Source organism: Psychrobacter urativorans, from assembly GCF_904846675.1.
Lineage (GTDB): Bacteria > Pseudomonadota > Gammaproteobacteria > Pseudomonadales > Moraxellaceae > Psychrobacter > Psychrobacter urativorans_B.
In genome coordinates, this window is sequence record NZ_CAJHBT010000028.1 from 1 (window position 1) to 22097 (window position 22097).

Here is a 22097-nt window from a genome sequence, read left to right on the forward strand (position 1 = left end):
GTCCCGCTTGCCATGGGTATCTATTCAGCCTCACTAATGGCTGGGGGCGGTATCGCTGCCATGCTAAGTCCGTTGGTTGCTCAGCATTATGGCAGTTGGCAAGCAGGCCTTGGTATATGGCTAATACTGCCCGTCATCGCACTCTTACTGTGGTGGTTAAGACCGTCGGAGATGATGGAAACCAAGCATAACAGCGTGTCAGTCAATTTTTTTAGTAATCGCCGTGCATGGTTACTGGCCATCTATTTTGGAATGGCGAATGCCGGTTACGCTTGTATGATCGCTTTTCTGCCGACTTATGCTCGTAGTTTAGGCTGGAGTGCTCAGAATAGCGGAGAGCTGATCGGTATCATGACAATTTTTCAAGTGATAGGCGCACTGGCTGCCCCCGTGCTCTCATCTACTCGCCTAGATCGACGACCTTGGTTATTTTTTGCAGTGGGCATTCAGTTAGTCGGCTTTACAGGACTGATGTTAATACCTGAATCGTTGCTAATCCTTTGGGTCGCTATGATAGGTTGTGGTCTCGGGGCCTGCTTTTCACTGACGCTGACAGTGGCGCTTGATCACTTGTCGGCGCCTAGGTTGGCGGGGGCACTGACCGCATTTGTGCAAGGCATTGGCTTTATTATTAGCGCGATCGTTCCTTACATCGCAGGGATGTTGCGTGAATGGACAGGTAGTTTTCAGGCATCTTGGTTGATGCTTCTCGTCACGCTGATATGCATGCTGATTGTCACGACAAGGTTTGCCCCTGCAAATTATACAAAGGCGATAAATTTACCTAACATAGACAAACCCCTATAAATCCGCTACAGCCCCTATACTCGATGAGGTCTATATTGATCATTACTTATCAGCACTGAGAAACCGATTTTTATCTCCCAATAATATGTCTGTTGAACAATGAACCTCTTCGACTCTCTGATAAAACAAAAAAACAATAATAATAGGCTGCACGTGTTAACAGCAGACTGAAACAGTCAAATATTTTAACGCCCACAGCTTAAACACATCTAAAAAATATAAGTCAACAGGAGTAGCCTTTTTATGGCCACCACTAATAACTCAACTACCGATACAATATCTAGTACAAGCAAAGCTAAAAACGTTCTCCGCAATACTGAACCCCGCGATACTGACCACAGTATTCAGGTAAGAGGCGCGCGCGTTCACAACTTAAAAAACGTTGATGTCGATTTACCTCGTGATGCGCTGGTGGTTTTTACTGGTATCTCCGGCTCAGGGAAATCATCACTTGCTTTTGGCACCTTATTTGCCGAGTCACAACGTCGCTACCTTGATACCGTGTCACCTTATGCGCGTCGATTAATAGACCAAGTTGACGAGCCCGATGTTGATTCAATAACGGGACTGCCGCCTGCGGTCGCACTACAACAACAACGAGGTACGCCCTCTGTGCGCTCATCGGTTGGCAGTGTCACTACTATCTCAAACGGGCTGCGAATGCTTTACTCACGGGCTGGAGAATATCCTGCCGGTCAAGAAATGCTATATGCAGACGCGTTTTCGCCAAACACTCCCGAGGGCGCATGCCCGACCTGCTCGGGTATTGGCCGCGTGTTTGAAGTGACTGAGAAGCTACTGGTTCCTGATGATAGCAAAACCATTCGAGAGCGTGCTATTGCGGCATGGCCGCCAGCTTTTCAGGGTAAAAACCTAGCTCGCGTTTTGACAACACTCGGCTACGACATCGATACGCCATGGAATAAGCTACCGAAAGAGACTCGCGATTGGATACTGTTCACTGACGAGACCCCAACGGTGCCTGTCTATTCAGAATATAATATCGAGCAAGTACGCGCGGCCATTGAAGAAGATGAGAAGCCCAGTTATATGGGTACTTATGTGAGCGCTAAAAACTTTATTCTGCACTCCTTTGCCACGACCCAAAGCCCGCTAACTAAAAAGCGTGTCTCGCAGTTTATGCAGATATCTGTATGTCCAACTTGCCACGGCAAAAAACTAAAACAAGAGTCACTATCGGTCAAATTTGCAGGACTTGATATTGGGGAGTTGTCGCAGTTGACCCTTACCGAACTGGCGCTCAAACTGCATGATACTGCCCATACCAAACCAGCCGATGATGTATCAAACCGAGAAAAAGTAATTGTCGCTCAGCGTATTGCCCGTGATATTTTTTCTCGAGTTGAGGCATTAACCATGCTGGGCTTGGGTTACCTGTCGCTTGAACGCACTACCCCCACCTTGTCTCCAGGCGAGCTGCAACGCCTGCGACTGGCCACCCAAATTCGCTCGCAACTGTTCGGGGTGGTTTATGTTCTCGATGAGCCTTCCGCAGGTCTGCATCCAGCAGACACTCAAGCATTATTGAGCGCATTAGATGAACTGATAACCGCTGGCAACTCGGTATTTGTGGTTGAGCATGATATTAGTGTTATCAGGCATGCCGATTGGATCGTAGAGGTTGGCCCAGATGCAGGAACCCATGGCGGCAAAGTAATTTACAGTGGTCCTGTAGAGGGATTGCGCGACGTTACTAATTCGCACACCAGCCGCTATCTGTTTACCGTCGATGCAACAGCGAAACATACACCGAGGGAACCAAAAGCTTGGCTTAAGCTAGTAGGCGTTGAGCGCAACAACTTACAAAGGTTGGATGTTGAGTTTCCGCTAGGCGTTATGACCACCGTTACTGGGGTATCGGGTTCGGGTAAGTCGAGTCTGGTAAGTCAGGCTTTGGTCGAGCTTATTTATGAGGCCCTAGGACAAAAAACCATAATAGAAGCCCCGACTGGCGAGGCTGATTTACTCGAACTAGAATTAGAGACGCCAACAGGCGGGCAAATTATTGCTGGCATGGATCACGTAAAACGACTGGTGACGGTTGATCAAAAGGCGATTGGTCGTAGTCCGCGCTCAAACCTTGCCACCTACACCGGACTGTTTGATCATGTACGTAAGCTATTTGCGTCAACGCCAGAGGCAAAAGCGCGCCGTTACGATATGGGTCGCTTTTCGTTCAATACGGTAAAAGGTCGCTGCCCAAATTGCGAAGGCCTTGGCTTTGTGATGGTCGAGCTGCTCTTTCTTCCCAGCGTTTATTCACCGTGCCAAGTCTGTCATGGGCAGCGCTACAATGATAAAACGCTTGAAATCACCTATCGAGATAAGAACATCGCCGAAGTGCTCGCTCTCACAGTGGAATCTGCCTATGAGTTTTTTGGCGATGAACCAGCCATTTTGCGGGCATTAAACGCCTTGCTAGAAGTCGGACTCGGCTATTTACGACTTGGTCAGCCAGCAACCGAATTGTCTGGCGGCGAAGCTCAGCGGATTAAACTCGCCACTGAACTGCAACGCACGCAGCGCGGCGATACCCTTTATGTGCTTGATGAACCAACAACTGGTCTGCATCCCGCAGACGTATCGATGTTGATGTCGCAATTGAATGGACTCGCTGACGCCGGTAACACCGTCATTATGGTCGAACACGATATGCAGGTTGCCAGTAATAGCGATTGGGTCATTGATATTGGCCCGGGCGCTGGCGACGAGGGTGGACAAATTGTTGCTCAAGGGTCGCCTGAAGAAGTCGCCTGCTCAAAAACAAGCCAAACTGCGCCTTTCTTATTAGCAGCGTGCGAGTCATAAAAATGTCATAAAGTGTTTTAATTGATAGCACAGAATAGTGAGCAGATGCTGGATGCCTATTGTTCTACTATGAACATGGCTTAACAGCTGTTTAAAATTCGACTACGGCTTTGACAGAGATTATTCTTATATTGTATAGCGTGGGTTCTGCAATAGCAGAACCTACGCTACGCTTACAAGGAAAGAAATACATGGATTGGGCAAGTATCTTTATTCATGGCACAACGTGGTCGTTCGCGGCCGAAATTGCCATACGCGTGACCATCATGTTTAGCATGATTATTTTGTCACTGGGTTCTATTGCTGGTGATCCGATGTTCACCGAGGACTTGCCGCTTATTCAAGCCTTACTGATTATGAGTATCATCATTTCGCCATACCGGCTGTGCACTTGGCTGATGATGAAATATCAGCCTTTTGAAAAATTTTTGGAAGGAAAACTGCTCTATATTGTAGAGGACGGCCTATTGGTACTTGAGAAGATTAAAAAGGGAGAGATGTCGCATGATGAGTTTTTTGCTGAAATGCGCCAGTAAGGCATTGAACATTTAGGTCAAGTTCGGGTCGGATTGCTAGAAACTATGGGTGCCTTCAGTATATTATTATTTCCGCATGGAGAAGTAAGTTACGGTCTGCCTCTTTTTCCCAAGCAATATCAAGCAGTTGAGCAGATAGATGCGGGCGATCATTATGCTTGTATGTATTGCGGCCATGTCGAACAACTCTCAACGCCTAATGAGCGCTGTAGCCGCTGTCATAATAAATATATAGGCTGGGCAAAAGCCATTAATATCGAAGTTATCAGATAGTCACAATAATTCACTTACACTTTGCTTAAGCTGTTTTAATGCTTGCTGATAGTCTCTATTACTAATGTCAACAGCACTTAAACGTCCATAGCGCAGCTGTCGATAATCCTGTTGAATCTTATCAATACTGTGCTGAGCCGCTTCTTTATTTTCAGGCGTATTATTATTGGACGTAGCATTCTTAGTTGCGCCATCATCAATCCTAGAAAAGTGACTTGCCAGCCGCTCAAGCCAAGCCAACTGGCCTTCATTCTCAGAACGAGCAAGCGTTTTGTCATATTTGCTAAAATGATTAGAGAGCTTAACTAAAGGCCTGTCGACTGGATGCCAACGTTTACGCCGACGTTGCCAAATCATTAGTGCTAACAGCGTCATGACCGTAATAGCAATGCCTGCCATCCAAGCGATTTCTTGCATCACAGAGCTGATGTTGAACCACTTTAGTAACGAGCCTGCTTGGCTTTCCTGATCATAGCCCACGATGTCCTTTTGCCAATAATAGCTGGCTTGATCTGATAAGCGCCTCAATGTTTGTAGCATCTGATACTGCTGATAGCTGATTTGCGCGCCGGCACCATCACCGAACATCGATGCCCCTTGCGCCTGCGTTAATGCTTCCATACCTTGTTCAACACGTTCAGGTGCGACAAAAGTGGTAGGATCAACACGCACCCAGCCTTGCCCCTCAAGCCAAACTTCAGTCCAAGCGTGCGCATCCATTTGCCGCACTTCCCACACTTTGCCACCACGGCTCAGCTCACCACCTTGATAGCCAGCAACCACTCGCGCTGGAATACCAGCGGCACGCAGCATAAAGGTAAAACTTGAGGAATAGTGCTCACAGAACCCCGCTTTGGTATCGAATAAGAAGCTATCAATACGATTATTATTCAGTTCTGGTGGCGACAGGGTATAGCGAAATTCAGTCTGATGAATCCAGCGCTCAATCGCCTGCATATAGCGTACAGGGTCAGAGCCTGCTTGGGCAAATAGCTGCTCGGCCAGCGCCCGTGCTTTAGGATTGCCTTTGCTGGGCAATGTCAAATTAAGACGCCGAGAGGCTTCATCCAGCTCAGGGTCGATACGCATGGGCGCAAATTGTAAAACGTCATAACGCAGCTGCTGAGTGACAGGTTGGTTTTTGAGTAAGGTGAAATCAGAGGTGAGGCTGATATCTTGGTGTGGTGCCAAAGGATAATCGAGACCAAACAACCAGCGCTGCTGAGTCGGCTCTAAGATGACTTCATAACTGCTCGGCGCACGTTGCACTTTAGTAGGAGCAGTCGCTAGCGCCCGCTCAAACCATACGGGTTGTTGCTCAGAAGGTTGCCACGGTTGCTGTTGGTCACGATTGCGACGCCAGGTAATCCCATCAAAGTCGCTAAAGACCAAGCCGCGCCAATAGAGCTGATCTTGCGCCGGTCGGTTATCCTGGAACTGTACTCTAAAAGCCAGTGCCGTCGACTGACCTAAATTGGCAAAGTCCCCAGGTGACATACTATCCGACACCCCTGTCGTTGCTTGCTGTCCTGACAATTGCACTGACCATAAAGGCGGCAGGCGCGGAAAGAATAAAAACAGCACCACCAATAACGGTAAAGCAGAAACCCCTAGCACCCCTAAAGTCCGTAGGCGCCCATCACCACGAGTATTACTGTCATCATTGAGCGCAATAAATGCCAATAAAATAACAATAGTACCCAACACCACCTCTAAAGTAGTGATCAACCCTTGATCCATTAAAAATAACGCGGCAAGTACAAATAGCGATAAGTTCAATACAACATAGGCATCGCGGCGCTTATAAAGCTCCCACAACTTGCTAATTAAACACAATACCAAGAACGCCACGCCCATATCCAGCCCAAAGGCGCGGTTATAGGTCAGCCATAAGCCTGCCAGACCCAATAAGAAACCCAACATCTGCATGCCTTGATACAGACGCTTTAAATGTCGCGCTTGCTTAACCTTAATACGTGGCAGTTGGGCAATAATACTAACTAGCGCAAAGCCCATTAACCATAACGGTAAATGGGCAGCATGCGGCAAAATAATAATAACTTGGGTGATGAGCACCCAATAATAAGCCGGTAGTGCCAATAGCTTGTTATACCATTTATCATTTGTGGCTACGCTACTCTGAGTGCTAACGCGCTGACCTAATGCCAACTGCTCAAAAGTGTTATGCGTGGGTAATTTAGAATCGGTCATGGTATTTTTGCCAACCTTAATAAGCAGGCTTGGGCAAACAAATCACCTTGACCGATAGTTGCAGTGGTTGTTGCAGTAGTCAGACCCTCATGCGGCAGTTGCATCTGAAAAGGTACACCCAGCTGACCAAGAGTAAGCGCCCCATAAGCCAGTTGTGAAAGTTTTTGTTCATGATGGGCGGCTGGCATATCAGCATAATCTAAAGTCTGCTCATAACCGACAGGGTCAGCAAAGTGTTTAGTAAACATCCCTTGCCCGCGTGCCACATGCGCCCAAGATACTCGCGCCAGAGATTCGCCTTCGATGTAGTTATCAAGGCGCTCAAAGTCATCTTGACCTTGGGTATATTGTCCGCCCGTTGGCAAATCATCACTATTAGCTACCAAATATTGCGCTTGCCATTCAAAGGTCTCAGGTTTGGGAGTCACCCAAGCGGTGCGCGCAAAATAAACATAAGACCAAGCGCGCATGATACCTAATGGATAGACGGTTTTGATTTGCAGTCGTGGCAGCTCAAGCTGACCACGATGATAGGTAGGAACAGCCAGACGAATAATTTGCTCGTCCTGCAGGCGCGGGATTAATACTTGCGTTTTGGCATCGTTACCAAGCTTACTGTCGTCTTGTCTATTATTGGTACGTTTATCAGCATTTTGTCCAATGCGCGGCTCAAAGCTAAATGCCAATTGCCGTCTCGGGTGCCGACTATCGCTACGTAGTTGCAGCGTCACCCACACCGGCTCGCCCGCCTCCGCCATCGTCACTTCTAGCAAACGTACTTGCAGACCTGAAATATGCGCAAAGGTCACATGGAAGCTAATTAACCAGACACTGACCAGATAAAAACACAGCCCCAGCACTAGATTGTTGCCATAGTTAATACCAGCGATAAAGGTAATCACCAGTAGCAAAGCAAAGAGCATGCCTTCACGGCTAAAAAAAATATAGACATTGCGCAAGTTAAGCGTGGCGCTGTCACTTTTGGGCGCACGCTTGGCAAACCAACGCGCCAGCGCAGCCTTCATAGGTCGGGTTAATGCATGCGGTAATACGGTCATAACCACCCTATCGTTGTTATGTTTGGCATCCAGATAAGATCAAATTGAGCAGTTTAAATCGAACAAATTAAATTAGACAAATAGGTTTAAACGAGTAGGCTTAAATAATGACCGCAACCTCAGCCATAATACGCTGAGCGATCGTTTGCGGTGCTTGACCACTGACTGTATTAGGCGATACAAATCGCTGCCCGAGCCTATGATCTGTCACTGCTGCAAACACCGATTGAATATCCTCAGGAGACACCTCCCCATGTCCTGATACATAAGCATGAGCTTGTGCAGCACGTTGTAGTGACAATACTCCGCGTGGGGATAGGCCATGATATTCTTGACTTATCCGTGTTTTTGCAACCAAGCGTTGCAGATAATCGAGCACCACCTCCGCCACGTAAACCTGCTGTACCCCTCGCTGCGCCAATAGCACTGCATCAGTATCGAACATGGCATTTAAAGTTGCCAGCAACTCGCGACGATCTTGCCCTTGTAACAAGGCCCGCTCTGCTGCCGGTGAGGGATAGCCAAGCGACAGACACATTAAGAACCGATCTAACTGTGACTCGGGCAAGGGATAGACACCCGCTTGCTGCATGGGATTTTGGGTCGCTATCACAAAGAACGGTTGCGGTAAACGGTATGTCTGCCTATCTTGGGACACTTGCCGCTCTTCCATTGCCTCAAGCAGCGCACTTTGGGTTTTGGGGCTGGAGCGGTTAATTTCATCAGCTAATAACAGCTGAGTAAAAATAGGGCCGCGCCGAAACTCAAAATTTGAATTGGTTTGATTGTAAATACTCATGCCCAAAATATCAGCCGGTAACATATCATTGGTAAATTGCACTCGGTTAAAGCTCAGCCCTAACAGTTGGGCCAATCCTTGTGCTAACGTCGTCTTCCCCATGCCGGGCAAGTCTTGTAGTAGCAGATGGCCGCCAGCTAGTACACAACTAAGTGCTAACTTAACTACTTGCGACTTGTCTAGGACAATCTGATTTAGTTGCTCTAATAACTGCGCAACTTGCTGCTGATTATGGCCATAATCATCCGTGATAGGATCAATCTTATCTTTTGCAGTGACAGATAGATTAGTTGCTGACTTAGAGGCATCAATGGCGTTATCAAAAGCTTGGGGGCGAGACTGGCGCATAATGAACTACCGATTTTTTATTACTATAAGTGGATTAAAAGTAAACGTAGCAAAAATAAGCGAGTTGAGAATGAATCAAAAGTAAATTATTAAGCCTAAAATGAATGTAGACACTTAAATAAATATAGACACTTAAAAGTGTGTCTATTGAAAATTTGGCGCTGGCTTTTGTGCCGGATCTGTTGACACTTCGACTGGCTCATTGCTCATCTGCGTGCGCTCGGTATTTGTATTAGTACCATCTTTATTAGCGCCTTTATTAGTATCGTCTTTTATTGGAAAGCCATCTTCATCAAGAGCTGGGATTTCAGCGCGCAGAGTGGATAAATAAGCAATAACATCAGCACGCTCACCCGCATCTGGCATCGGATCGGCTAGCATTTTTGAATCTGTCATCGCTTTTTCAGCATCGGCAATATAAGGGTCTAACGTTTCAGCATCCCACACCCAGCCTGACGCGGTTAATCCTTCGCTATAATTGTAATCGGCCAAATCCGCCGCTGGCGCGCCATATACATTCATTAGCTGCGGGCCTTTTTTATTGCTTCCCGGATTGAGCTGATGACATTGACCACAGGCATCTTCATAAATCAGAGCCCCATTATCAGCGTCACCTTCGGTATATAATGGCAGAGTCACAGGATCGCGATAATCCGGTGGCGTAGGATCGCAAGCAGTGAGCGCTAGCAGTGACAGGACCATTAGCGGGGCGACTAAAACACTGCTACGTTGAAACTTGTTGATATTAGGCATAACTATTGGGCTTATTTTTAAAGGAGCTGTTTATATAGCTGATTGTATGGTTGTTTGTTTGGCTTATTTAGAATATTTACCTTGTTTAGCGACGATATCACACAGAGTATGCCTCACTTGTCATTAGTGATTTGCATGGTTCTGCTTGGCTCTTCGAGATAGTGTCCTTGCAGATAACGCGCGCCCACACTCCAAGATACTGACATGGTAGCGGCCTCTTCGATATACGGCATCAGCACATCGATATTCAGTGCCTTAGCCTGCGTGATAAGAGACTTAACTGTCTCTAAGTTATCCGCATTATTGATACCCTCGATATAGTTACGCGCGAGCCTAATCACATTAGGCTGTACAAAATCGGCAACTTCAATAGACTTAGCGGACGTGCCAAAATGATGGATGCCCACTTGACAACCGACTCGACTGAGCACCGCAAACTGTGATTTGGCCACGGTTAGATGATTGACCACATCTTGTTCATTGAACTGCAGCGTCAACGCGCCCGCTACACCGCCCACCGCATTAATCAGCTGGCTTGCGACATTGGGCAGCTTTTTATCAATCAATGAAGCGCTAGTCAGTTGTACCAGTATACGTGCTTGCGGATGAGTTTTGCGCACATCATTAAGCTGCTTACAAGCATTTATCAATACCCAGCGATCTATCTTTTCACGTAATTTATGAGCCTTGGCAACTGCCATAAATTTATCAGGGGTCAAAACGGTGTTCTCGCTATCTGATAACGGCAGGCGCAGAAAAACTTCAAAGAAATCACTGCGGTCCGCATTAATATCGTAAATCGGCTGAAAAAATAGCTCGAAATGATTATGAGCAATCGCATTAACTAACGACTCTGCTAATGCATTATCATCACTCTTGGCATGTTCACTAGAATCATAGAGATGATAAGTATCACCATGATTTTGAGTCTCTATTCTAATATTGTTAATGATGTCAATAGCGCGCTCAAGTAATACACTAGGCTCAGCGGCATTGGACTCAATTTTGACAACGCCAATACTAGCCGTAGTATTGGTGGTACGTTTGTCCACTTCAATATACATATCCCTGATAGTCACTCGAATCCGTTCAGCCAACTCTTTTAGTGCTTGATTGGTCAAGTTTTCTACCAATATAGTAAAGGCTGTGTCGCTAAACCGGCTGACATAGCCATCAACAACCATCTCATCTAAAGTATAACTGACCTGCTTAATGGTCGCATCGACTCCTTGCAAGCCTAAGTTAGTACTGATTTTGCCGATATTATCTAACTGAATGTACAGTAGACCTGCGCTCACTTTATCTTGTAGTACTAGCTGGTACAACGCTTCAAAGTGCTCTTCAAATCCGCGGCGGTTATTGAGTCCCGTCAAACTGTCTTGCCGTTCCGCCGCCGCTAAGCGTTTGGCTGCCTCAGCACTGTCATTATTATTTTGTTGAATAATAATTTGGGTGACCGGCTCACCTTCCAAAGTAGCAACAGCCAATTGTAGCTTGGCCTCAAAGGTAGTGTCATCGGTGCGGCGGCTTTCAAATTTAAATTCGACTTGCTCACGACTGCCTTTATCAAACTGTCGTAAAAATTGTTTAAACCCTTTAACGTTATCACCGCCTGCGATTAGGTCAATGACGGGCACACCGATAATGTCATTAAAACTGTCAAAACCAAATAAGGCTAAATAAGGCTCATTGGCAAAAATATGAATGCCTTGATCTAGATAAGCAACGGCACTTTTGGAGTTTTTAATTAGGATATTAGCGCGCTGTTCGGCCTCAGACAATACATGACGTAAGGCTTTTAGCTGCCGACGACTACATAGGTTGGCGTGCTGTAGACATATCGCCATGACCACTTGCGTCTCTTTTTCTGCCAGCAGCGCTTTGACCATGTTGCCATTAATAACTGCCGGCAGCCCGTCATCATTGCGACCGGTAACAGCCATTTCATCACTCATAAGCCCAATTATCGGCAAATCGATACTTTGTGCTTGAGCGATACCCACCACATCAGTAAAGCTCAAATCATAGGCGCGTCCAAATACCAACACATCCCATTGGTGACGTAAAGCTTTTAATAGCTCCTCCTCATCATCTAAAAAGCCTAAATTAATATCCTCATAGTAAGAGGACAGTAAACTTACAAGACGTTCAGCATACAGCTGGTCTTGGTCTATAACCAATAGATTTAAGAGAGCGTTATTTCGCATAGCGTGCCTTTTTTGTCTTTTCGCCCCAGAATAATATAAGTTTCAATCATAGTATCCGTTATGAGTAGTATCAGTTTTAAAGAGTACAAGTTATCAATGATACCATTAATTAATACTATCAATCATAAAGGGTCAACTATTTTATACTAGGAAATTAACTAACTTTATGTTCATTTATAATTATAATTAAGTTGACGTATGACCCAAAATTTGACCTTCCGCTTCGACATACTCCCATCATTAACCAATGTGCTCATCCCCTTGATATATAAATGATAACTAGACAACCACTACTAGTAAATATTCAGTAAACGTTTAATAACTACCAAAAAATAACAACAAATGCCTTTTACTGATTTTGATCCGAATTAACACGCTGATAATTATTATACTGACTACTTTAAGCCTCTTTGTAAATGTCAATTGGTACCTTAAATGGTCTATCCGGCAACTCTCTGACCAGCTTGGGTACTAGATAACCGGGCAGCGCGGCCAGTAGCGCCCAATATAAGACGCAAGCTGACCGCTCATCACAATCGAAGTGCGCCGCGCCAGCGACCTTATCCAGTACATGTAGGTAATACGGCAACACGCCGGCGCTAAATAAGCGCCGACTGAGCGCCACTTGTGTCGCCACGCTATCATTCACACCGGCTAATAATACCGTTTGGTTGAGTAAGGTCAGGCCTGCTGCGCGTGCACGCTGTAATGCTATAGCTGTCAGCTCATCTATCTCGTTAGCATGGTTACAGTGAACAACCATCACGATATGACAGCGACTTTGCGCCAGTCTGTCTAACAAGGCATCATCTAATCGCGCTGGAATGACGATTGGTAGGCGGGTATGCAGACGAATGGTAGTCAATTGCGGAATAGCTTCTAATATATCAAGCCACGCGAACAAGCGCCGATTGGTCACGCTCAAGGGATCACCGCCACTCAAGATAATCTCATTAATCTCAGGATGGGCACTGATATAGTTGATGATGTCAGCCTCTGCACTGGAGGTGGGCATATTAGCACTGTAGTCAAAATGCTGGCGAAAGCAGTAGCGACAGTGGATAGCGCAAGCTCCTGTCAGCGTCAACAACACTCGTGACTCATATTTATGCAGCAATCCTTTAATGGGATTGTGAGTGTTTTCTGCTAAGGGATCAGTAACATAGCCAGTGACGCTGATTTGCTCCAGTTGATTGGGCAATACTTGCTGTAATAATGGGTCATTGGCATCACCAACGGTCATCTTGGTCACAAACGCACGGGGTACGCGCAGCTCAAAATGGTCGGGCCGATACATTTGTGACTTTAGGATTTCAAGATTTAATATCGCAAGCAATTCATCAATGGAGGTGATGGCTTCGGATAATTGCGTTTGCCAGTTTTTTTGTGTGATTAAATGGTTTATCATGACAACCTACTACCTGCGCCTAAAAACCGACATTATACGCTGTTAGCTATCGTGCTATCAAAGAATGCGCGTTTACGGTGTGTCTCTTTAGAGCAAACCAGATACACCTTATTGTTTGACCCCTATTTATTTTTAATGTGCTTTAAGCATTGTTATCGTAATGTCAGGTTTTAACCGTACACTGCTGATGATTTTCATACTACCTTATACCCTCTCAAACTCTAGGAGTCTCTTGTGGCAACTGTTTCTACTAACGAATTTAAAGCTGGTCTAAAAGTAATGCTCGATGGCAACCCTTATTCCATCATCGAAAACGAGTTCGTCAAACCCGGAAAAGGGCAAGCATTCAACCGCGTCAAAATGCGCAATCTACGCAGTGGTAGAATGCTTGAGCAAACCTTTAAATCAGGTGAGAGCTTAGAGGCCGCAGACGTGATAGACACTGAAATGAACTATCTATACAACGATGGCGAGTTTTGGCACTTCATGCACCCTGAAAGCTTTGAGCAACTTCAAGCAGATAAAATTGCCGTCGGCGATGCCGTAAAATGGCTAAAAGAAAACGGTAACGACCTTTGTTTAATTACCTTATTCAATGGTGTACCCTTAACCATTACCCCACCTAACTTTGTTGAATTAAAAATCACGGAAACTGATCCTGGTCTTCGCGGCGATACGTCAGGTGGTGGCGGCAAACCTGCGACCTTAGAGACCGGCGCAGTGGTTCGTGTGCCGTTATTTGTGCAACAAGGTGAAGTGGTTCGTGTCGATACGCGTACCAGTGATTACCAAACGCGCGTCGGCTGATGCCATAAATATCCTGTTGATTAGGGAACGCAAAAAACACAGGTAAAAAAAGCTCAACTCTCACTATGAGGGTTGAGCTTTTTACATGCCACCATAACAACCATAGAGCTTAATGCGACAACAACCATATGCTGGTTGTAAAAAATGAGGTTAATCAAGACGCCATCTCGAGTCATTCCTGAGTTGACTGCTTATACATCAACCAATATTGCACCAGTGCATTGAGCTGCTCTTTTTTGAACGGTTTGGTACAGTAGTCTTGCATCCCTGCTTTCAAGTACTTTTTGCGCTCACCATCCATCGCATTGGCCGTCAAAGCAATAATAGGTGGCAAAATACTGGCATCATACATCTCATGCAGCTTAATAGTTGCCTGTATGCCATCCATTATAGGCATATGATGATCCATCAAGATGACATCATAACGTTCAGGATTGGCCGTAAAGACCTCAATCGCTTTTTGACCATCGGTAACATGAGTGACCGTATGACCGCTACTCTGTAGGGCCTTTTGCGCAATAATGGCATTGACAGTGTCATCTTCGACTAATAAAACATGACCGGTATTCTGTGAGGCGGACGCAGGCTCTATCCGATCCGAGTACTGCCAAACCTCATATTGCGCCTTATCAATGGAGGCGAGCGGTAGCAACACCTGAAAAGTCGTCCCCTCATTAACCACACTTTCTGCCCAAATGTGCCCACCCATAAGCTCAACCAACGACTTACAGACCGATAGCCCCAGACCAGTTCCGCCATAAAGCCGATGGGTCGACTTGTCCGCTTGATTATAAGCATCAAATATCGCATCTAATGACTCAGGCTTAATCCCAACTCCGCTATCGGTCACATTGATACATAAGGTCATCTCACCACAATTATCCGAATCGTTAATCTCTTTTTCATCCTCACAATGTGCACAATGACAATGCGGTGCATGCTTAACATCGATACTCACTTGCCCGCCTTCACGGGTGAACTTAATGGCATTATTGACTAAGTTGGCTAAAATTTGTTTGAGGCGTACCGGATCGCCTTCAACATAAGGCGACAGCGCTTCGGTATAGTGATAATCCAAAGTCAAGCCGCGTTGACGGGCTTTGACCGCAAATAAGCTGATGACCTCATTACACAATGCCGATAAATTCATCGGTACGTTATCGACGGTCATCATGCCGGACTCAACTTTGGATAAATCTAAAATTCCATTGATAATCGCCAGCAAGTGTTCAGTAGATACTTTTATATTTTCTACATATTCTCTCTGTTCACAGTTAAGCTTCGTATCATCCAGCATGTCCACCATACCGATGATACCATTCATCGGTGTTCGAATCTCATGACTCATATTAGCCAAAAACTCTGACTTCATCTCGTTGTCATGCTTAGCCAAGCGCTGACTTTTTCGTAGTTGCAAAGCATCCGCCGTCATAATAGCAAACTGCTCCAGTAGCTTTGCCTGCTTCTCATCAAAAGTATGATTAGGAACCGTGTCGATTATACACAGTGATCCTAAGCGGTAAGTTTGGTTATTCTTCTCGTGCAAAATAATCGGCGCGCCCGCATAAAAGCGCAGATAGGGCGCTTCTGTGACGAATGAATTATGAATAAAACGCTCATCCGCTGTCAGGTCAGGTACCACGAACACTTCATTAGAGAGCACAGCATAGTTACAAATGGCCACTTCACGCTCGGTGCTACACAAATTGCCAAGTCCATGAGGCGACTTTAGATATTGAGTGTTCTCATCCATAAAGCTGATGGTGACAATGGGCACATTAAAGAATAATTTGACCAGTTCAGTCAAACGCGCAAATGCTGGTTCATCATCGTTATTGAGTACTTGGAACTCTTGTAGCTTAGCGATACGAGACTTGTCATCACTCGCCAGCGGATACGTATAAGTAGACACGGGTGTCTCCATCAATCAATGTGAGGTAGGAACCGCTATTGTAGCGCGCTGCGCCAGCATTTTCAGCGTCTCGCTGACCATAATCATCGCAACCACTGACGTTACTGCTACCGCCGAACCATAGCCGCCGCAGTGTAAACCACCAGTTTGGCAACTTTTATCCATCCGCGGCGGCTCGGTTGAATATACACATTTAATTCTAAACCTCTCTTTTAGAGCCTTGTTAACACCCTTCTCAAAGCGCAGCTTATAACGCAGACGTGCCAATAAAGGATCTTGATAGCTGTCTTTTAAATCGCTGACCGTAATTTGGCGCGGGTCAATCTTACCCCCTGCACCGCCGGCACAAATGAGCTTTAGTTTATTAAATCGGCAGTGCACCGCAATTGCAAGCTTTGCCTGCATATCGTCCACGCAATCTAGAATAATAATGGGTCGGTTTGCGCTAGCGGCGGCTTTAGCAGTCTCACGGCTCGGTAGTAAAGTGGCGGCATTCTCCGAAGTCAAAAAGTCATCGACTAAATGTAAGGTAACGCGTGGATTAATCTCAGAGAGACGCGCACCCATTGCCGCAATCTTACTTTGGCCGAAAGTGCTATCAAGGGCCGGCAGTTGCCGATTGACGTTGGATGCCACCAACACATCCAAATCTATTAAGGTAATCGTACCCACCGCCGTTCGTGCCAGCGCCTCAGCAACCCAAGAGCCCACCCCGCCGACTCCAATCACATAGACATGAGCTGCGGCAAAAACATTAAATGCAGCAGTTCCGTAGAGGGTTTGCGTGCCTTGAAAGCGGCGCTGATATTGCTCAGTGTCCGCATGCTCATCAACAGTGCTATCTATTAAATCGGCAGCTGAATGCTCTGAAACATGAGAAACTTGTAATTTTTGCGTAGGCGTGTCGTTTATAGCAGTTACAGCAATATCAGAAGTAACAGTAGATTCAGTAGGCGGTTGATAACTCATAGGGTATAAAAAGCTCTTATAATAAGGAAGGTTAATGCAAAGCTAGTAGAGGAAGATATTATGAGAACGAAAATAAATTTAGCGAATCTAGTTTAAATGATTAACCATAAAAACTAACTATAAGAAACATCACTCAATAGTAACGCTTGGTTCTGGATAGGCCCATGTGACTTGCAAAGCATCACAACTATTTTGCCACAATTGCCGCGCAAGGTCAGCAGGCGCAACATGTAGTAGCTCACCAAGAGTATGTAGCACCCACGGCAGATTGCCCGGTACATTACGATTATGCCCTGCCGCCCCTTGCCATTCATTATCTATACTTTGCCCAAGCGCTGACTGACTACCCGCCGATGTCTGACACATAATGGGCGTCATATCAGGACAGTCCGTTTCAATCACTAAGCATTCGATACCGTACATTTCTACTGCCGCTTGAATGGCACGGCGCAATTTCTTAGCATTGGGATTGGTGACTTGTCCGGTCACGCCCAGCTTAAAACCCAGTTTAACAAAAGCTTTGGCCTCTTGCTCGCCGCCACTAAAACTATGGGCAATACCGCCCAGCTTGTGGGCATTATAAGTGTGTGCCTTTAATAACGCTAACGCCTCGGCATGGGCTTTACGAATGTGGAGCATGACCGGCAATTGATGGCGCACCGCCATATCCAATTGAGCATTAAAAAAACGCTGTTGCTTGGCAAGCATCTCAGGTTGTTTCATGATATTGGTAAAAGCATCCAGTCCAATCTCACCGATAGCCAGTGGCTGCTGCTCATCCAATAGCTGTGCCAGCTGTTCTAAGTGTGTGTCGGTATGCTGTTCAATATAAAACGGATGTAATCCCAAAGCAATATGGGTTTGCGGGTATAGGTCTGTATGCACAGAAGCATCAGTTATAGACGTCGTGCTATTAATCATAGTTGATTGCAACGGTTGTGCAAAGGCTTGCTGGATCGTATAGAGTCTATCAAAGTGCCGCGCTAAATAACCGACTAGCACCAAATGTCGGACGCCATATTCGTAAGCCTGCCGCGCTTGCAGACCTCTATCCTCATCAAATACAGGTGCATCAAAATGAGTATGAGTATCAATCAAAGGGTAGATACTCGTTAATAAAGGCAATTTAGAGTTAGGTCTCAGTGATAAGTCGATAGCAGTCATGGACGGTCTCCACGGTCAATAGTTTCTAGTTTCATAGCTGGCTTTTATGACAAGAGCCAATCTTCATATTAATAGATAATTTCTATTCTAATTATCATTAATCATTATGTTGGTTTATGAGGGTCATTAATAGCCAAAACGTTATTAGGGTTTATCTATTTTCTATCGCGTTCTGCCAATGTCTGCACGATATATCGCGGCTTAATTAAACCTTGCAGTAACTCATAAGGCACCATTAAATCTACACTTTCAGTTTTCATATCTAATAATTCGCCTACCTGATAAACCATGTGCAGACCTTGATCATCCAAATACCATTGCTGCGATAATGATAATTCTCCGCCCTTAACACTTCTTGGCTCAGTGTCTTGTAGCTTAACATCTTGCGACCCACTACTTTGTAGCTCATCACTATGTGAAGACAAATAGTCTTTTTTAGCCGTCTGAAATAAGAGTGACAGCTCATCGGTCGTGACTTGTGGTAGCAAAACATCTTTCATAGTGAGCTGTAGCTTTTTTTGCATATCCAGCATGACATAGCTCAAACGCGGCTGACGTTTAACGCCGCGTTGTTGGCTCGATTGCACCTCAAGATAGCCGGTATCGGCATAGCCTCGCTCATTTTTTCTAGCTCTGGTGCGTTCATCTGCCTGTAGGCTGTTTATTGTAGGATTTAGCACCAGCTCGATATTAATATGCTGATAAATAGGTAAGGTATCCACTACCTGCTCGGAATATTCGACTTGATCGAACAGCATCAAGACCGTTTTTTTGGCGGTGTCGTCTTGGCTGGCAAGGGACGTCTCTGGAGCTAACACCCGGGCAATGGTCTGCCACATGATGCTGTTCAGCCACGGCTGCTCAGGATTAAACTCCAAAACATTCAACTCAAAATACTGGCACTCATTCTGAGTTGGATCACAATTTCGCTGCTGAGCGATAGTCTGCTTTTTTATAATATGTATGGGCGTTACAGCAGCATTGTCAGTAGTCGCTGGCGTTACCGGCGCAACGATGACCACCTGTTCACTCGTATGCGCACGAGTCTCAATTTCATTAGCCGATTCAGCTTCAGCTTTCTGCTCAAACAGTGATTTGGGCTGATGATCACAGCCTGCCAAACCACTACTAATAAACAAAAGCAGCGCTGATATTAAAATATAGTTGCCCGCTTTCGACTTATTAGTTTTAGCGTTCATAATGTCCGTTACAATAGGAGGTTGTCTACTATAGTAGCGTAAATTTGTATCTCAATAAGTACTGTATTTGATAAGTTATGCTAAAACCAGTTTTATACGTATTTTTGGTATGTACCTATATAACATATACTCATTAGAATGTGCTTATTTATAATTTACCTATTTCTTATTAGCATTTATCTATTTAGCAGCTATCTAAGATTTATTAATATCTGTATGCAAATTTTCTACATCCTCAGATACTGGTTGATCAGATAATGAGCTATCAGTATCTGAGGGAGCAGAATAAGAAGTATCTTGGCGGCTGCTCCGTCTTGGAATTAATAATAATCCTGCACCTAACAAACCTAGTGTCAGCCACTTTTCTTTATTACTATTATTACTATTACTGCTTATGTTTTTCTCTACAGGTTTACTCATAGATTACCTTCTATATAGTTGGACTATACGATTTAAAAGAATTATGACCTAATAACTTCTTAATATTATCTCTGACATTTTTTCCAAAATAACCTTTAGCGACTGAGCGGATAGGTTTTAATATCAGCACTACCGCTGTCAACTCTAGTAATGCTCTTCCTAGTAGCGGCAGGTTTTGATGTTTGGTCACGTTTGGGTACCAGTGGATTAAGCGGCATCAGCTCATAATCCTGACTGATAGCCCCATCCCAGCCTTCGGTACCACTTAGTGGCAGCTGCTTAATCGTGCCGTTTTTATCAATAACCAATTGTAGCACGCGCATTTGATTAAACTTACGCTCGGTGACACTCGCCACCGCACCGCCATCACGCAGAATAGTCGGTTGCAAAAATATGATTAGGTTACTCTTTTGGGTGTTGTCATTGTCGGAGCGAAATAAGCGTCCAATGAGCGGTACGTTACCCAAACCAGGGACTTTTTGTTGGCTGGTCGTGCTGTTATCACGCATCAAGCCCCCTAGCGCGATTGTCTGTTGGTCATCAGCCAAAATGGTGGTATTAATCAGGCTCTTATTAGTAATTAAACCACTGGCGTTGCCAATACTACTCGGTACGACGGAGGAAACCTCTTGCGAGACCTCTAAGCGCACCGTACCGTTGTCACCAACGTGCGGAATGACGTTGAGATTGATACCGATATCTTGGCGGTCAATGGTCTGAAAAGGGTTAGTCGAGGAATTTCCGCTAGTCGTATAAGAGCCGGTAACAAAGGGCACGTTTTGACCGACTAAGATACTTGCTTTTTCATTGTCCAAGGTCAAAATTGATGGCATGGATAAGAGATTGGCACTGGTAGATGAATCCAGCGCCTGCAAAATAGCCCCATAAAACTGAGTGTTGCCTTTACTGTCTTTACTACTGCTGCCAATTCCAATTAACGCCCCAGCAATAGAACCAGCGGCGGCGCTAATACCTGCGCCACCGGATAAAGCCGCTGCGGCAAGAGTCGCGGCACTAGCGCCAACATTGTTAAAGTTCACCACGCCATAACCACTATTGGCATTGCCCAGCGCCCATTGCACCCCGAGCTGGGTGGCATCGTCTCCTGACACCTCAACAATTGCTGCCTGAATCAAGACTTGGGCACGGCGGTTATCAAGCTGATTGACTGCATCTTCAATCTCAAACATCAGCTCAGGCGTAGCATTAACGATGACGGCATTTTGGGTTTCATCAGCAATAATACTAAAAGGCCGACCGCCAATACCTGTCCCAGAGCCACCCGAACTGGCAGAGTTAAGTGCTGAGTTACTGCCACTAATTACATCTGCAGCCTCAGTATTTAGAGTCGCACCAGTAGTACTGGTATCCGTTAAAGAGGCTGACTCTAAAGTTGAGGTTTCACCCGCACTATTTATAGACTGATTGGCCAGCAGTCCGCGTAGCATCTGTGCAATATGATTCGCACTGGCGTATTTCAATCGAAACACGCGCAGACCGCTCAGCCGCCGCGTGGGCGTGGTATCCAGCTGATTAACCATGTCTTGTACTTTCGCAATCATCTCAGGACTGCCTTTTACCAACAGCCTATCGCTAGAAGTGTCAGCGATGACTTTGAGCTGGTCACCGCCTTGACCTTGTGTGCTACTGGCACTGACGACAAGGGCGCTGATTAAATCCATCATGCGTTCAGCATCAACATGACGCAGCGGTATAACCCGTAAGCTGTCATTGACGTCACTGTCTAAGTCACGGATTAAGGCGGTCAATTGATTGAGGCTGTCGGCGCGATCAGACAGCACCAGAGCGTTCAAACCCGTCACGGCAGCGGCATGCGCTGACTGCGGCATCAAGGGACGAATAACCCCTAAAACTTCTGCCGCTTGGGTGTTGGTTAAATAAATCACTCGTGTGGTCAGCGCTTCACCAACCGTTTCACCGCGCAAATCAACCGCAATGCCAGATTGTTTAGCAACATTATCCGGTACAAGTTTTGTAGTGTTGCCAGACTTAATTGCGGCAATACCATTGACCTGCATCACGCTTAAAAACAGCTCGTAAATTTCATCACGTGACAAGGCACGATTAGAGATGACAGTCACATTGCCATTGATACGCGGGTCAAGCACGAAATTTTGATTGGTAATGGTCGCCACTTCATTAATAAAAGCTTTGATATCCGCATCTTGCAGATTGACCTTCCAGCTCTCGGCACTGGCAAGCCCGCAAGTCGCCGCCCATAGGGGCAACGCCAGACATAATGGACGGCACATATATAACAAGCGCTGCACGATATAATGCAAAGGAGTTAGTAAAAATTTATGCGAACTTACCATGGTCATGATTACCCACTATGATATCACTTATTATATATAGTATAAGTTAGATATAGAATAA

15 protein-coding genes and 1 pseudogene are annotated in these 22097 nt (G+C 45.6%); 4 read left to right on the forward strand and 12 right to left on the reverse strand.

The features are described 5' to 3' along the window. The 3 genes and pseudogenes from JMY06_RS10785 to JMY06_RS10795 form a co-directional block, all read left to right on the forward strand. Positions 1 to 807 (forward strand): MFS transporter (locus tag JMY06_RS10785; RefSeq protein ID WP_201618262.1); only part of this gene is annotated, 807 nt, incomplete at its 5' end. A 243-nt stretch (positions 808 to 1050) separates the two neighbouring features. Further along, positions 1051 to 3636, forward strand: coding sequence for an excinuclease ABC subunit UvrA (uvrA, locus tag JMY06_RS10790; protein ID WP_201618263.1), 2586 nt, complete (start codon positions 1051 to 1053; stop codon positions 3634 to 3636). A 191-nt stretch (positions 3637 to 3827) separates the two neighbouring features. Continuing rightward, a pseudogene (locus tag JMY06_RS10795) lies at positions 3828 to 4445 on the forward strand (DUF421 domain-containing protein). Here JMY06_RS10795 and JMY06_RS10800 read toward each other — a convergent pair. The 6 genes from JMY06_RS10800 to epmB form a co-directional block, all read right to left on the reverse strand. Continuing rightward, entirely contained in the window at positions 4446 to 6656 is a 2211-nt protein-coding gene (locus JMY06_RS10800) for a transglutaminaseTgpA domain-containing protein (RefSeq protein WP_201618264.1), read from the reverse strand. Beyond that, positions 6653 to 7714 carry a DUF58 domain-containing protein gene (locus JMY06_RS10805; protein ID WP_201527386.1) on the reverse strand — a complete coding sequence of 354 codons (1062 nt, stop codon included), beginning with the start codon at positions 7712 to 7714 and terminating at the stop codon, positions 6653 to 6655. The genes JMY06_RS10800 and JMY06_RS10805 overlap by 4 nt, the downstream gene beginning before the upstream one ends. A gap of 100 nt (positions 7715 to 7814) precedes the next feature. After that, positions 7815 to 8861: an AAA family ATPase gene (locus JMY06_RS10810; protein ID WP_201618265.1), complete on the reverse strand. Its 1047-nt coding sequence runs from the start codon at positions 8859 to 8861 to the stop codon at positions 7815 to 7817. Positions 8862 to 9005: 144 nt separating this feature from the next. Further along, entirely contained in the window at positions 9006 to 9614 is a 609-nt protein-coding gene (locus JMY06_RS10815) for a c-type cytochrome (RefSeq protein ID WP_201618266.1), read from the reverse strand. Between the two features lie 113 nt (positions 9615 to 9727). Continuing rightward, positions 9728 to 11821 (reverse strand): EAL domain-containing protein, encoded by a 2094-nt coding sequence (locus JMY06_RS10820; RefSeq protein ID WP_201618267.1) that lies wholly within the window; start codon positions 11819 to 11821, stop codon positions 9728 to 9730. A 400-nt stretch (positions 11822 to 12221) separates the two neighbouring features. Then, entirely contained in the window at positions 12222 to 13229 is a 1008-nt protein-coding gene (gene epmB / locus JMY06_RS10825) for an EF-P beta-lysylation protein EpmB (protein ID WP_201618268.1), read from the reverse strand. Positions 13230 to 13463: 234 nt separating this feature from the next. Between epmB and efp the strand changes: the two genes are divergently transcribed. Further along, the gene (efp, locus tag JMY06_RS10830) at positions 13464 to 14036 is read left to right on the forward strand and encodes an elongation factor P (protein ID WP_201527391.1); all 573 of its coding nucleotides are present in this window, start codon (positions 13464 to 13466) and stop codon (positions 14034 to 14036) included. Between the two features lie 172 nt (positions 14037 to 14208). On the opposite strand, the gene JMY06_RS10835 is transcribed toward efp, so the two are convergent. The 6 genes from JMY06_RS10835 to gspD form a co-directional block, all read right to left on the reverse strand. After that, positions 14209 to 15948, reverse strand: coding sequence for a GAF domain-containing hybrid sensor histidine kinase/response regulator (locus tag JMY06_RS10835; RefSeq protein WP_227672305.1), 1740 nt, complete (start codon positions 15946 to 15948; stop codon positions 14209 to 14211). Positions 15949 to 15963: 15 nt separating this feature from the next. Beyond that, entirely contained in the window at positions 15964 to 16917 is a 954-nt protein-coding gene (locus tag JMY06_RS10840) for a ThiF family adenylyltransferase (RefSeq protein ID WP_201618270.1), read from the reverse strand. 129 nt (positions 16918 to 17046) lie between these two features. After that, the gene (locus tag JMY06_RS10845; RefSeq protein ID WP_201618271.1) at positions 17047 to 18081 is read right to left on the reverse strand and encodes a TatD family hydrolase; all 1035 of its coding nucleotides are present in this window, start codon (positions 18079 to 18081) and stop codon (positions 17047 to 17049) included. Between the two features lie 155 nt (positions 18082 to 18236). After that, a complete protein-coding gene (locus tag JMY06_RS10850; protein WP_201618272.1) occupies positions 18237 to 19280 on the reverse strand; it encodes a hypothetical protein in 1044 nt (347 codons plus the stop codon). Positions 19281 to 19475: 195 nt separating this feature from the next. Beyond that, positions 19476 to 19700 carry a hypothetical protein gene (locus tag JMY06_RS10855; protein WP_201618273.1) on the reverse strand — a complete coding sequence of 75 codons (225 nt, stop codon included), beginning with the start codon at positions 19698 to 19700 and terminating at the stop codon, positions 19476 to 19478. 95 nt (positions 19701 to 19795) lie between these two features. Continuing rightward, a complete protein-coding gene (gene gspD / locus JMY06_RS10860) occupies positions 19796 to 22042 on the reverse strand; it encodes a type II secretion system secretin GspD (RefSeq protein WP_227672306.1) in 2247 nt (748 codons plus the stop codon). Between the last annotated feature and the right edge of the window lie 55 nt (positions 22043 to 22097).

Bases quoted from the DNA above. Each gene is read 5' to 3' on its own strand.
- uvrA (WP_201618263.1), top strand. From the start codon at position 1,051: ATGGCCACCACTAATAACTCAACTACCGATACAATATCTAGTACAAGC.
- JMY06_RS10800 (WP_201618264.1), bottom strand. From the start codon at position 6,656: ATGACCGATTCTAAATTACCCACGCATAACACTTTTGAGCAGTTGGCA.
- JMY06_RS10805 (WP_201527386.1), bottom strand. From the start codon at position 7,714: ATGACCGTATTACCGCATGCATTAACCCGACCTATGAAGGCTGCGCTG.
- JMY06_RS10810 (WP_201618265.1), bottom strand. From the start codon at position 8,861: ATGCGCCAGTCTCGCCCCCAAGCTTTTGATAACGCCATTGATGCCTCT.
- JMY06_RS10815 (WP_201618266.1), bottom strand. From the start codon at position 9,614: ATGCCTAATATCAACAAGTTTCAACGTAGCAGTGTTTTAGTCGCCCCG.
- JMY06_RS10820 (WP_201618267.1), bottom strand. From the start codon at position 11,821: ATGCGAAATAACGCTCTCTTAAATCTATTGGTTATAGACCAAGACCAG.
- epmB (WP_201618268.1), bottom strand. From the start codon at position 13,229: ATGATAAACCATTTAATCACACAAAAAAACTGGCAAACGCAATTATCC.
- JMY06_RS10840 (WP_201618270.1), bottom strand. From the start codon at position 16,917: ATGAGTTATCAACCGCCTACTGAATCTACTGTTACTTCTGATATTGCT.
- JMY06_RS10845 (WP_201618271.1), bottom strand. From the start codon at position 18,081: ATGACTGCTATCGACTTATCACTGAGACCTAACTCTAAATTGCCTTTA.
- JMY06_RS10850 (WP_201618272.1), bottom strand. From the start codon at position 19,280: ATGAACGCTAAAACTAATAAGTCGAAAGCGGGCAACTATATTTTAATA.
- JMY06_RS10855 (WP_201618273.1), bottom strand. From the start codon at position 19,700: ATGAGTAAACCTGTAGAGAAAAACATAAGCAGTAATAGTAATAATAGT.
- gspD (WP_227672306.1), bottom strand. From the start codon at position 22,042: ATGACCATGGTAAGTTCGCATAAATTTTTACTAACTCCTTTGCATTAT.